Consider the following 12,677-nt stretch of genomic DNA (forward strand, 5'->3'; position numbering starts at 1 on the left):
CCGGGGCAGCGGGCCGTTCAGCCCAGCGCAAACAGCCGGTGGCCTTCGGTTTTCAGCCACTGGCGGGCGACGCGCCAGTCGGGGTACAGGGCGGCCACCTGCGCCCAGAAGGCGGCCGAATGGTTCATGTGCATCAGGTGGGCCAATTCGTGCGCCACCACGTAGTCGATGATTGCGGGCGGGGCTTGCAGCAGGCGCCAGTTGAGCCGGATGACGCCCTGGGCCGTACAGGAGCCCCAGCGGGTGCGGGCTGCGGAAAGATGGCAGGCGCTGGGGCTACGCAACAGTCCGGCGCCAAGCCGGGCCACGCGGCGTGGAAAGTCCAGCTGTGCCTCACGCTTCATCCATGCGGCAAGGGCTGTGCGCAAGGCCGCCTCGTCGCCCTCCGCCACACCCTGCACCTCCAGCGCGCCGTCGGTGTGTACCACCCGTACCCGGCGGCCTTCGGCACGGCGCCGCACCGGCACTGGCTCGCCCAGCAGGCACAGGCTGTAGGTTTCGGCCAACCTTTCGCGTTTGCGCTGCTGCTGGATGCGCCAGTGCTCGGCAATCCAGTCGCTACGGCGCCGGAGCACCGCTTCGAGCTCGCTCAGCGGCACCTGCGGATGGGCAATCACCTCGACCCGCTCGCTCCCCACCCGCAAGCCGATGGTCTGGCGCCGGCGACGGGTCAGCACCACCGGCACCGGCCCGTCAGGCAGCGGCAGTTCGAGCCAGGCGGGCACGCCTCTCCTCCGGATCGGCAAACGGGCCGACACCGCCGATCTCACGCTGACGCGCCTCGATCCATGCCTCGACCTGCTGCATCAGGCTGTCCGGCGTCGAGGTTTCGGTCGGCATGACTGCCGGACCGATGACCACCGTCACCTCGCCCGGATACTTCAGAAAGGCGTTGCGCGGCCAGAATTCACCGGCATTGTGCGCCACCGGCACCAGCGGGATGCCGAGTGTCTGCGCCATGCGCGCCGCACCCAGCTTGTAGCGGCCATGCTGGCCGGGACGCACCCGCGTCCCCTCGGGAAAGATGGTGATCCAGAAGCCGTGCGACAGCCGCTCGCGACCCTGCTCCTGAATGATGCGTGTAGCGCGGGCACCGTCAGCGCGGCTGATGGCGATCGAATTCATCAGTGCCAGCCCCCAGCCGAAGAAGGGAATCCACAGCAGTTCCTTCTTGGCGACATACACCTGCGACGGGAAGATCTCCTGCAGGGCCAGCGTCTCCCAGCCGGACTGGTGCTTGGAGCAGATCACGGACGGAGTAGCAGGAATGTTCTCGGCCCCCACCACGCGGTACTTCAGGCCGACGACATGCACCAGCATCCACAGCAGGAAGCGGGCCCAGGATTCTCCGAACACATGGCGCATGCGGCGCGGCAGCGGGGCGGTCAGGAACAGGGCAAGGAAGAACAGGGGGGTGACCAGCACCAGCACCAGCCAGTACACCAGATTGCGAAGGATCAGACTCATGGTTGCTCAGGCAGAGGCGCCGGCGATCAGGTGCTCGGCCGCCATGTAAAGATTGTCGAAGACCAGCGTACCCTCAGGCAGACCGCCCTGGGCGAGGGTTTTCTCGCCCTTTCCGGTCTTTACCAGAATGGGCCTGCCGCCCACGGCGGCCACCGCCTGCAGGTCGCGCAGGCTGTCGCCTACCATCGGAATACCCTGGGTGCGGATGTTGAAGCGGTCGGCGATATCCAGCACCATCCCGGGCGCCGGCTTGCGGCAATTGCACCGGTCGGCCGCAGTGTGCGGGCAGAACACCACCGCATCGATGCGCCCGCCGGCCTGGTTGACCAGGCGGTGCATCTTCTCGTGCATTGCGTTGAGCGCATGCATGTCGAAGAGCCCACGCCCCAGGCCGGACTGGTTGGTGGCCACCACCACGCGCCATCCGGCTTGCGTGAGGTTGGCGATGGCCTCGATGCTGCGCGGCAGCGGCACCCACTCCATGCTGCTCTTGACGAAGTCATCACGGTCTTCGTTGATGACACCATCACGGTCGAGAATCACTAGTTTCAAGGTCGTGTTCCGCGGGAAGGTTCGAAACCGGGCTGCCGCGTCCGCAAACAGCGGCTCGGCAGCCCGGCTGTGTGGATCACTCGGCCAGTAGGGAAATGTCGGCCACGCGGTTGAAGAGGTCGGACAGCCGGCCCAGCAGCGCCAGACGGTTGTCGCGCACGGCAGCATCCTCAGCCATGACCATCACGTCGTCAAAGAAAGCGTCCACCGGAGCCTTCAGCGTGGCCAGGGTGAACAGCGCCCCGGCAAAGTCGCGCTCGGCAAAGTGGGCCTCCACCGCCGGCGCAGTCTTTTCCACCGCAGCGAACAGAGCCTGTTCGGCCGGCTCGACCAGCAAGGCCGGGTTCACCTCGCCAGTCTCGGTGGCATTCTTGCGCAGGATGTTCTTCACCCGCTTGTTGGCAGCCGCCAGCGCGGTGGCTTCGGGTAGGGCCTTGAAGCCGGCCACCGCGGCCAGCACCGCGCGCACCTCGTCCAGACGCGACGGAGCCAAAGCCAGCACGGCCTCCACCTCGTCGGCCTTGTAGTCGGTTGCGAGGAAGTGCTTCAGACGTTCCAGTGCAAAGGCAAACACCTCGTCCGCAACGTTGGCCGAAAGCTTGCCTGCGGGGAAGGCGTCAGCCGTCTGTTGCAGCAGGGCCTTCAGGTCCAGCGGCGCCGCCAGCGCCATGCGCAGCACGCCGAGCGCTGCACGACGCAGGGCAAACGGATCCTTGTCACCGGTGGGGATGAGGCCGATGCCCCAGATACCCACCAGGGTCTCCAGCTTGTCAGCCAGCGCCACCGCGGTGGCCACTGGCCCTTCGGGCAGCGTATCGCCGGCAAAACGCGGATGGTAGTGACCTTCGATGGCGGCCGCCACCTCCTGCGGCTCGCCGTCGTGGCGGGCGTAATACATGCCCATGATGCCCTGCAGTTCCGGGAACTCGCCCACCATGTCAGTCACCAGGTCGGCCTTGGCCAGCCAGGCCGCGCGCTCCGCCAGCGCACGGTCGGCGCCCAACTGCTCGGCAATTACGCCGGCAATGATCTTGAGACGCTCCACCCGCTCGTACTGCGTACCGATCTTGTTGTGGTACACCACATCGCGCAGGCGCTCCAGGCGGGTTTCCAGCCGTACCTTCTGATCTTGCTCGAAGAAGAACTTGGCATCCGACAGGCGCGCGCGCAGCACGCGCTCGTTACCGTGAATGATATGCGAGGGATCGGCCGCTTCCAGGTTGGAAACGAGGAGGAAGCGGTTCATCAGCCGGCCCGAGCTGTCCAGCAGCGGGAAGTACTTCTGGTTCTGCTGCATCGTCAGGATCAAGCATTCCTGCGGCACCTTGAGGAAGTCGGCCTCGAAGCCGGCCTCCAGAACCACCGGCCATTCGACCAGCGCAGTCACCTCGTCGATCAGCGCATCGTCCGCGGCGATGGTGGCGCCGAGCGCTGCCGCCGCATCCTGCAGCCGCTTGGCGATCAGTTCGCGACGGGCTTCGAAGCTGGCTACCACGCGACCGGTCTCGAACAGCACGCGGGCGTAGCTGTCGGCATCGGCCACGGTCACGGGGCCCGAGGACAGGAAGCGGTGGCCCAGGGTGGTATTGCCGCTCGCAAGCCCCAGCACTTCGCCTTTCAGTACCTGGCTGCCGTGCAGCATCATCAGGCCATGCACGGGTCGTACGAACTGGTGCTCCAGGTCGCCCCAGCGCATCAGCTTGGGCGCCGGCAGCTTCTTGAGGGCCTCGGCCACGATGCCGGTCAGTTCGTCGGCCAGACGGGCTCCCGCCGCACGGTAACGGTGGAACAGGCTTTCAGCCTTGCCGTCCTGGCGACGCTCGAAACGGGCCACCTCACTGGGGGCGATGCCTCGGGCCTCCAGCTTTTTGAGTAGGGCCTGGGTCGGTGCACCGGCAGCATCCAGCGCCACGGACACCGGCATGATCTTTTCCACCACCTCGGCATCGTCCGCCTGAGCAGCCACGCCCTTCAGGCTGACGGCGAGACGGCGCGGCGAGGCGAAGACCTGCGGCACGGCCTCGTCGGCCACCAGCTTGCGCGCCTTCAGGTCGCGGGTAATGGATTCGGCGAAACTCGCCGCCAGACGAGGCAGCGCCTTGGGCGGCAGTTCCTCGGTGAGTAGTTCGATGAGCAGGGTAGCGGTCATGGTCATTTTTTCTTGCTGGGTGCGTTTCGGGCGAGCGTGCAGACGGTGCGCATCATGGCGTCGGCCACGGAGCCTTCATAAACCGGCTGCCACGTCCATTTGTAGCGTTGCAGCGGGAACATCTGCGAATACACAGGCTGGCCCGAACCGGAGAAATACGAGGCGGAGAGGAAGAGGTAACGGTAGCCCGTGCAGTCGGCGCGGCCTTCGGTGCGGCGGATGCGGTAGCGGATCTTGAGCGCCTCGTCCCGGCGCATCTCGGTGAAGCGCTCCTGATTGACAAACACCGTCCAGCCTTCGGCGTCACGGACGATGCTGTCGGCGTCCACCGCCAGCTCCAGCGCCGGCCCGGCCTGGTAGACACGCCAGTCGGCCGCCTGAACCGTGCCGGCGCCGAAAACCGCGAGGAAAAAGAGTGCCCGGGCCACGCGCTGCACCGTCTTAACTCCGGTCCTGGCACATCGGGAAGCCCAAGGCCTCGCGCGAATCGTAGTAGGCCTGTGCCACTTGTCGTGCCAAGGTACGGATACGCCCGATGTAGGCGGCACGCTCGGTCACAGAGATCGCGCCGCGCGCGTCCAGCAGGTTGAAGGTATGGGCTGCCTTGAGGATCATCTCGTAGCCTGGCAACGGCAGCCCCGTGTCCAGCAGGCGCTTGGCCTCCGCCTCGAACTGGTTGAATTGCCCGAAGAGGAAGGGCACGTTGCTGTGCTCGAAGTTGTAGGTGGACTGCTCCACCTCGTTCTGGTGGAACACGTCGCCATAGCTCACCTTCTGGCCGTTGGGATACACCGTCCAGGTAAGGTCGTAGACGTTCTCCACGCCCTGAAGGTACATCGCCAGCCGCTCGAGGCCGTAGGTGATCTCGCCCAGGACCGGCTTGCAGTCCAGGCCACCCACCTGCTGGAAGTAGGTGAACTGTGTCACTTCCATGCCGTTGAGCCAGACCTCCCAGCCCAGCCCCCAAGCGCCGAGGGTGGGATTCTCCCAGTCGTCTTCGACGAAGCGGATGTCATGCATCGTCGGATCAATGCCCAGCTCCTTGAGCGAGCCGAGGTAAAGGTCCTGAATGTTGGGCGGAGAGGGCTTGAGCACCACTTGATACTGGTAGTAGTGCTGCAGGCGGTTGGGGTTCTCGCCATAGCGACCATCCTTCGGGCGGCGCGAGGGCTGCACGTAGGCGGCATTCCACGGTTCCGGACCGATGGAGCGCAGGAAAGTGGCGGTATGGCTGGTGCCGGCGCCCATTTCCATGTCGTAAGGTTGCAGAAGGGCGCATCCCTGACGGTTCCAGTAGTTCTGGAGCGTCAGGATGATTTCCTGAAAAGTCAGCATAGCGGGGTCAATCGGAATGGAATCAGGCCGATTCTACCGATTCGTGCCCCCCGCGAAAAGCAAGCGCCCGCCGCAGCCACCCGGAGGGCAGCCCGACGGCGGGCGAGGCGTGCTTACTGCCAGTCCAGAATCACCTTGCCGCTCTGCCCGGACAGCATGGCTTCAAAGCCGGTGCGGAAGTCGTCCACCTTGTAGTGGTGGGTGATGATCGGAGTGATGTCGAGCCCGGACTGGATCAGGGCTACCATCTTGTACCAAGTCTCGAACATTTCCCGTCCGTAAATGCCCTTGATTTCCAGACCCTTGAAGATGACGTGGTTCCAGTCGATGCTGGTGTCCTTGGGCGGGATGCCCAGCAGTGCCACCTTGCCGCCGTGGTTCATCACGTCCAGCATCTGGCGGAACGCCTGGGGGTTGCCGGACATTTCCAGGCCGACATCGAAGCCTTCGCACATGTGCAGCTCGCCCATCACCTGTCGCAGATCCTCGCGCGCCACGTTCACCGCACGGCTGGCGCCCATCTTGCGAGCCAGCTCAAGGCGATAATCGTTCACATCGGTGATGACGATGTGCCGCGCGCCCACGTGCTTGGCAATGGCCACGGCCATGATGCCAATGGGGCCGGCGCCAGTGATCAGCACGTCCTCGCCTACCAGGTTGAAGCTCAGTGCGGTATGCACCGCATTGCCGAAGGGGTCGAAGATGGATGCCAGGTCGTCAGAGATGTCATCCGGAATCGGGAAGGCATTGAACGCGGGGATCACCAGATACTCGGCGAACGCACCGGGGCGGTTGACCCCCACACCAACCGTATTGCGGCACAGATGCCGCCGGCCGGCGCGGCAGTTGCGGCAGTAGCCACAGGTGATGTGGCCTTCGCCGGAGACGCGTTGGCCGATTCTGAACCCCTGCACTTCAGAGCCCATGCCGGCCACCACACCGACATATTCGTGGCCGACGTGCATGGGCACCGGGATGGTCTGCTGCGCCCAGTCGTCCCAGTTCCAGATGTGGATATCGGTACCGCAGATGGCGGTTTTGGTGATCTTGATGAGTAGGTCGTTGTGGCCGACTTCCGGGGTAGGCACGTCGGTCATGGTCAGGCCGGCGGCCCGTTCGAGTTTGGCAAGCGCCTTCATGCAGCTCTCCGCATAGACGGTAGAAGGTTGGCCGAAGCACGCTTCGGCCAACCCCAAATCAGGAAAAGAAGGGATCAGGCCGGCAGCACGCCCAGCATGCGCCCGACGCGGGTGAACGCGGCGATGACCGCATCCACGTCCTCGGCGGTGTGGCCCGCAGACATCTGGGTACGGATGCGGGCCTTGCCCTTGGGCACCACTGGATAAGAGAAGCCGATCACGTACACGCCTTCGGCCAGCAGGGCGGCCGCCATGTCTGCGGCCAGCCGCGCATCGCCCAGCATCACCGGAATGATTGGATGCTCGCCCGGCACCAGCGTGAAGCCGGCTGCCGTCATGCCCTCGCGGAAGCGGCGGGCGTTGTCGGCCAGCTGATGACGCAGGCGGGCGCCCTCTTCCGAGGCCAGGATCTCGAACACGCGCAGGCTGGCGGCCACAATGGCGGGGGCCAGCGAATTGGAGAACAGGTAGGGCCGCGAACGCTGGCGCAGCAGATCGATGATCGGCTTGTGCCCCGACACATAGCCGCCGGAAGCACCGCCCAGTGCCTTGCCGAGCGTGCCGGTGTAGATGTCCACCCGGTCGGACACGCCGCAGTGCTCCGGCGTGCCGGCACCCTGCGCGCCGATAAAGCCGACGGCGTGCGAGTCGTCCACCATTACCAGTGCATCGTAGCGTTCGGCCAAGTCGCAAATGCCCTTGAGGTCGGCGATGATGCCGTCCATGGAAAACACCCCGTCGGTCACGATCAGCTTGAAGCGCGCGCCGGCGGCCTCTGCAGCCTGAAGCTGGGCTTCCAGATCATGCATGTCGTTGTTGCGGTAACGGAAGCGCTTGGCCTTGCACAGGCGCACGCCATCGATGATCGAGGCATGGTTGAGCTCGTCGGAAATCACCGCATCCTCCTCGCCCAGCAGGGTTTCGAACACGCCGCCATTGGCGTCGAAGCAGCTCGAATAGAGAATGGTATCGTCGGTACCCAGGAAGCGCGAGATGGTGTCTTCCAGCGACTTGTGAATGGTCTGCGTGCCGCAGATGAAGCGCACTGACGCACAGCCGAAACCGTAGGCGTCCAGACCGGCCTTGGCCGCTTCGATCAGCCGGGCGTCATCGGCCAGACCGAGATAGTTGTTGGCGCAGAAGTTGAGCACGTTCTTGCCGTCGGCCAGCGCGACATGGGCGCGTTGGGGGGTGGCGATGACCCGCTCGGGCTTTTCGAAGCCGTCGGCACGGATCTGGGCCAGCGTGGCCTCCAGATGTGCAAGGTAGGTATGGTTCATGGGACGATTCCTGTGGTCAGCGTGTCCGCCTCGGCAGGACGCCGGGCGTCATTGTTTTGTCACCATTCTAGACCTGTGCCCGGTCATTGTTCAGGCACAGTTGGGCGCGATTTTCGGGGGGCGGGTGTGCCTGTCTTAAACCGGCACGGGCCCCTGTGCGACAATCGGGCTTTGCCCTCTCCTGCCGTGACCGTGTCCGCTCCACACTGCCGCCACTGCCGCCACTATTACATCACCCATAACAGCCGTTTCCCCTATGGCTGTCGGGCCATGGACTTCAAGAGCCGGCGCCTGCCGATGGACGACGTACGGTCCGCGACCGGCCAACACTGCCACACCTTTACGCCGCGTAACCCGGCAAGCAAGGGCGGGCGCTGAGGCACCTCTGTCGTGGACTGCCCCCCCTGTGGGCAAGCCGAGACCCAGGGCCAAACGGAAAGGCGGCCCTGAGGCCGCCTGGTGCGCGGTCAGCCAGGACTTCAGCGCCTGAGCAGCCGCGCCGCATCGAGGGCGAAGTAGGTCAGGATGCCGTCCGCTCCGGCACGCTTGAACGCGATCAGGCTCTCCATCATGCACTTCTCCTCGTTCAGCCAGCCGTTCTGGAAGGCCGCCTTCAGCATGGCGTACTCGCCCGAGACTTGATAGGCGTAAGTGGGCACGCGGAAGGTGTCTTTCACCCGCCGTATCACGTCCAGATACGGCATGCCGGGCTTGATCATCACCATGTCTGCGCCCTCCTCCAGGTCCATTGCCACTTCCTGGATAGCTTCCTCAAGGTTGGCCGGGTCCATCTGGTAGGTGTACTTGTCCGCCTTGCCAAGGTTGGCCGAAGACCCCACCGCGTCACGGAAGGGCCCGTAAAAGGCGGAAGCATACTTGGCGCTGTAGGCAAGGATCTTGGTATGGATGAACCCTTCCTCTTCCAGCGCCTCACGGATCGCACCGATGCGTCCGTCCATCATGTCTGACGGGCCGAACACGTCTGCACCGGCCTCGGCATGACAGAGGGCCTGCTTGACCAGTACCTCGGTGGTTTCGTCATTCAGCACGTAGCCCGACGCATCCAGAATGCCGTCCTGGCCGTGGATGGTGTACGGGTCCAATGCACCGTCGGTCATCACCCCCAGCTCCGGGAAACGCTCCTTCAGGGCACGCACGGTGCGGGGCACCAGCCCGTCCGGGTTGTAGGCCTCGGCGCCCGAGTTGTCCTTGCCGCTTTCGATCACCGGAAACAGCGACAGCATCGGAATGCCCAGCTTGACCGCCTCTTCGGCGGTATGGAGCAGCTTGTCCAGGCTTTGGCGCGTGACGCCCGGCATGGAGTTCACTGCCTGTTCACGGTTGTCACCTTCGAGCACGAAGACCGGATAGATCAGATCGTTGGTAGTCAGCACATTCTCGCGCATCAGGCGGCGCGAGAAGTCGTCGTGGCGCATGCGGCGCAGGCGGGTGGCAGGAAAGAAACGGTTGGCAAAAATCATTGCGGTCTCGCTTGTGGTTCGGCCCGCGCGCAGGCGGGCGGGTAGATTCAGCGTCGCTCGCTATCGTGGTGCGACGGAATGCGCGGTGCGGGGGGCAGGCCGTAGTCGTCCCCCTCTTCCTTATCGCTGTCATCGTTGGCGTAAGGTTGAGGCTTCACCCCGGGCGGCAGGTCGGGGGGCGGTTCGCGTCGTGACAGCCGGATCAGCGTGCCGATGGCGCCCACAGCGGGCGCCCCCATGATCAGCACCCAGAACCAGGTGGAGTGGACCAGATCCATGTGCACGCTTCCTTGAAAAAGGTCAAAAGCGGATCATACGCCCGCTTTGGCCAGGCCCGAAATAGACAACGCCCGGCGGGGCCGGGCGTTGTAGGGCAACAGATCGCGTATCAGCGCTGCTGCGGTGCCGGACGGCCGGCTGCTTCCGCACGCTCGGCCGCAAGGTTGTCTTCCGAGCGGTGCCCGGCCCAGTAGTCGGCGTTGCGGATGCCGAGCTTCTCAGGATGAAAGACCGGGTCCACCCCCTGGGCCTGCTGGGCCTCATAGTCGCGCAGGCAGGCCAGTGCCGGCTTTTGCAGCATCAGGATGGCCACGATGTTCAGCCAGGCCATCAGGCCAACGCCGATGTCGCCCAGCCCCCAGGCCAGCTCGGCCGTCTTCACCGTGCCGTACACCACCGATGCCATCAGTGCCAGCTTAAGCACGAAGGTCAGCCACGGGCGGTTCACCTTGCGGTTGATGTAGGCGATGTTGGTCTCGGCGATGTAGTAGTAGGCCACGATGGTGGTGAAGGCAAAGAAAAACAGTGCCACGGCCACGAAGATGGAACCGAAGCCCGGCATGATCGTCTCCATCGCGGTCTGGGTGTAGCCAGGGCCGGCCGCTACGCCGGCAATACCGGTGTAGAGTGCCTTACCGTCGGCCCCCTGCACGTTGTACTGGCCGGTGATGAGCAGCATGAAGGCCGTGGCCGAACACACGAACAGCGTGTCCACATAGACCGAGAAGGCCTGCACCAGGCCCTGCTTGGCCGGATGTGATACCGCAGCGGCCGAGGAAGCGTGCGGCCCGGTGCCCTGGCCAGCCTCATTGGAGTACACGCCCCGCTTCACGCCCCACTGGATCGCCAGGCCCAGGATTGCGCCGAAGCCCGCATCCATGCCGAAGGCGCTTTTGAAGATCAGCCCCAGCACCGAAGGCAGTTGGTGAATGTTGAGAGCGATGATGACGCAGGCCACGATGATGTAGCCCAGCGCCATGAACGGCACCACGATCTCGGCAAACGAAGCGATGCGCTTCACGCCCCCGAAGATGATGAAGCCCAGCAGAATCGCCAGCACAGCGGCCGTCACGGCCGGGGCTACGCCGAAGGCGTTCTCTAGGCCGGAGGCGATGGAATTGGCCTGCACGCCCGGCAGCAGTACGCCCGTGGCAAAGATGGTGGCGATCGCGAACACCCAGGCATACCACTTCATGCCCAGTCCCTTCTCGATGTAGAAGGCCGGGCCACCTCGGTACTGACCCTCCAGCTTTTCCTTGTACACCTGGCCGAGTGTCGACTCCACGAACGCAGAACTGGCCCCCAAGAAGGCCACCATCCACATCCAGAAGATGGCTCCGGGGCCGCCGAAGGTAATGGCGGTGGCCACACCGGCGATGTTACCGGTGCCCACCCGTCCGGCCAGCGTCATGGCCAGGGCCTGGAAGGAAGACACACCGTGCTCGTCGCTCTTGCCGTCGAACATCAGGCGGATCATTTCACGGAAATGGCGCACCTGCGCAAAGCGCGTGCGCAGCGAAAAATACAGGCCCACACCCAGGCACAGGTAGATCAGTGCCGGGCTCCAGATGATGCCGTTTACGGCATCCACCCACTGGTTCATCAGGTTTTCCTCTCTTTTCTCGTTTGTTAGGCCGGCGGACCCGTCAGGCAGCCCCTGCCGCTCTGCCTACCGGATACAGTGTCCTGTAGGCAAAGAGGCAGTAACCTTAACGTCATCTTCCCGCCATGCCAAGCATGACCTTGCAGTGCCAGCGCTGATGCTGCGCAAGAAAAACGGCAGCCAAAGCTGCCGTCACGAAAGGAAAACCAGAGGACTTTAGCCGAAGAAATCTTTCAGCTTGTCCATGAAGGACTTGGAACGCGGATTGTGACGGGCGGCATCGTTGCGCGTCACGGCGTCGAATTCGCGCAATAGCTCCTTCTGGCGTTCGTTCAGGTTGACCGGGGTTTCCACCACCACGTGACACATCAGGTCGCCATAGTCGTTGCCGCGCACGGCCTTCACCCCCTTGCCGCGCAGGCGGTATACCCGGCCGCTTTGGGTTTCTGGAGCAATCTTCACCTTGGCCACGCCGTCCAGCGTGGGAATCTCCACTTCGCCGCCCAGCGCGGCGGTGGCAAAACTGATCGGCATCTCGCAATGCAGGTCCATGCCATCGCGCTGGAACACCGGGTGCTGCTTGAGATGGGTGACCACATAGAGGTCCCCGGCCGGCCCACCGTTCTGACCCGGCTCGCCTTCACCTGCCAGACGGATGCGGTCACCTTCGTCCACCCCAGCCGGGATCTTCACGTTCAACGTCTTGTTGGACTTAATCTGACCTGCCCCATGGCATTTGTTGCACGGGTCGGTAATCTGCTTGCCGGTGCCGTGGCAGGTAGGGCAAGTCTGCTGAATCGAGAAGAAGCCCTGGCTCATCCGCACCTGACCGTGACCACCGCAGGTGGCGCAGGTCTTGGGCTGGGTGCCCGGCTTGGCGCCGGTGCCATGGCAGGTATCGCAGGCCTCGTGCGTGGGGATGCGGATCTGCTTCTCGCAGCCCCGTGCGGCTTCTTCCAGGGTGATCTCCATGTTGTAGCGCAGGTCTGCGCCACGGTACACGTTGGAGCGTCCACCCCGTCCACCTCCGCCAAAGATGTCGCTGAAGATGTCGCCAAAATCGAAACCGCCGAAGCCTGCTCCGCCGCCGCCCATGCCGGCCTGCGGGTCCACGCCGGCATGTCCGTACTGGTCGTAGGCCGCGCGCTTCTGGGCGTCGGAGAGAATCTCGTACGCCTCCTTCACTTCCTTGAACTTGCCCTCGGCTTCCTTGCTGTCCGGATTACGGTCCGGGTGGTACTTCATCGCAAGCTTGCGGTACGCCTTCTTGATGTCGTCTTCCGACGCATCGCGATTGACGCCGAGCACATCGTAAAAATCGCGTTTGGACATGATCGTTCCCATCGGGCCCGCTCGCAGGCGGACCATAATCGTTCTGGCTGGTGCGAATAC

12 protein-coding genes are annotated in these 12,677 nt (G+C 64.1%); all 12 read right to left on the reverse strand.

The annotated features are described in order from the left end of the window. Positions 1-17 precede the first annotated feature (17 nt). Positions 18-725, reverse strand: coding sequence for a M48 family metallopeptidase (locus EV669_RS05630; protein ID WP_318271337.1), 708 nt, complete (start codon positions 723-725; stop codon positions 18-20). Continuing rightward, the gene (locus EV669_RS05635; RefSeq protein ID WP_132098120.1) at positions 694-1,467 is read right to left on the reverse strand and encodes a lysophospholipid acyltransferase family protein; all 774 of its coding nucleotides are present in this window, start codon (positions 1,465-1,467) and stop codon (positions 694-696) included. The genes EV669_RS05630 and EV669_RS05635 overlap by 32 nt, the downstream gene beginning before the upstream one ends. Positions 1,468-1,473: 6 nt before the next feature. After that, positions 1,474-2,019 (reverse strand): D-glycero-beta-D-manno-heptose 1,7-bisphosphate 7-phosphatase, encoded by a 546-nt coding sequence (gene gmhB / locus EV669_RS05640; RefSeq protein ID WP_054284632.1) that lies wholly within the window; start codon positions 2,017-2,019, stop codon positions 1,474-1,476. Positions 2,020-2,095: 76 nt separating this feature from the next. Continuing rightward, positions 2,096-4,168 carry a glycine--tRNA ligase subunit beta gene (glyS, locus tag EV669_RS05645; protein WP_055433413.1) on the reverse strand — a complete coding sequence of 691 codons (2,073 nt, stop codon included), beginning with the start codon at positions 4,166-4,168 and terminating at the stop codon, positions 2,096-2,098. A 2-nt stretch (positions 4,169-4,170) separates the two neighbouring features. Next, positions 4,171-4,605 (reverse strand): surface-adhesin E family protein, encoded by a 435-nt coding sequence (locus EV669_RS05650; RefSeq protein ID WP_132098121.1) that lies wholly within the window; start codon positions 4,603-4,605, stop codon positions 4,171-4,173. A gap of 4 nt (positions 4,606-4,609) precedes the next feature. After that, entirely contained in the window at positions 4,610-5,503 is an 894-nt protein-coding gene (glyQ, locus tag EV669_RS05655) for a glycine--tRNA ligase subunit alpha (protein ID WP_054284630.1), read from the reverse strand. A gap of 113 nt (positions 5,504-5,616) precedes the next feature. Then, complete coding sequence (gene tdh, locus EV669_RS05660) at positions 5,617-6,642, reverse strand: L-threonine 3-dehydrogenase (protein WP_054284629.1); 1,026 nt, start codon at positions 6,640-6,642, stop codon at positions 5,617-5,619. Between the two features lie 74 nt (positions 6,643-6,716). After that, a complete protein-coding gene (locus EV669_RS05665) occupies positions 6,717-7,922 on the reverse strand; it encodes a glycine C-acetyltransferase (protein WP_132098122.1) in 1,206 nt (401 codons plus the stop codon). Between the two features lie 479 nt (positions 7,923-8,401). Further along, positions 8,402-9,403, reverse strand: coding sequence for a porphobilinogen synthase (gene hemB / locus EV669_RS05675; RefSeq protein ID WP_132098123.1), 1,002 nt, complete (start codon positions 9,401-9,403; stop codon positions 8,402-8,404). Positions 9,404-9,450: 47 nt separating this feature from the next. Continuing rightward, a complete protein-coding gene (locus EV669_RS05680; protein ID WP_054284626.1) occupies positions 9,451-9,681 on the reverse strand; it encodes a hypothetical protein in 231 nt (76 codons plus the stop codon). 110 nt (positions 9,682-9,791) lie between these two features. Continuing rightward, positions 9,792-11,285 (reverse strand): alanine/glycine:cation symporter family protein, encoded by a 1,494-nt coding sequence (locus tag EV669_RS05685; RefSeq protein WP_132098124.1) that lies wholly within the window; start codon positions 11,283-11,285, stop codon positions 9,792-9,794. Between the two features lie 216 nt (positions 11,286-11,501). Beyond that, a complete protein-coding gene (gene dnaJ, locus EV669_RS05690; protein WP_132098125.1) occupies positions 11,502-12,617 on the reverse strand; it encodes a molecular chaperone DnaJ in 1,116 nt (371 codons plus the stop codon). Positions 12,618-12,677: the final 60 nt, after the last annotated feature.

This window comes from Gulbenkiania mobilis, from assembly GCA_004346645.1.
Taxonomy (GTDB): Bacteria; Pseudomonadota; Gammaproteobacteria; order Burkholderiales; family Chromobacteriaceae; genus Gulbenkiania; species Gulbenkiania mobilis.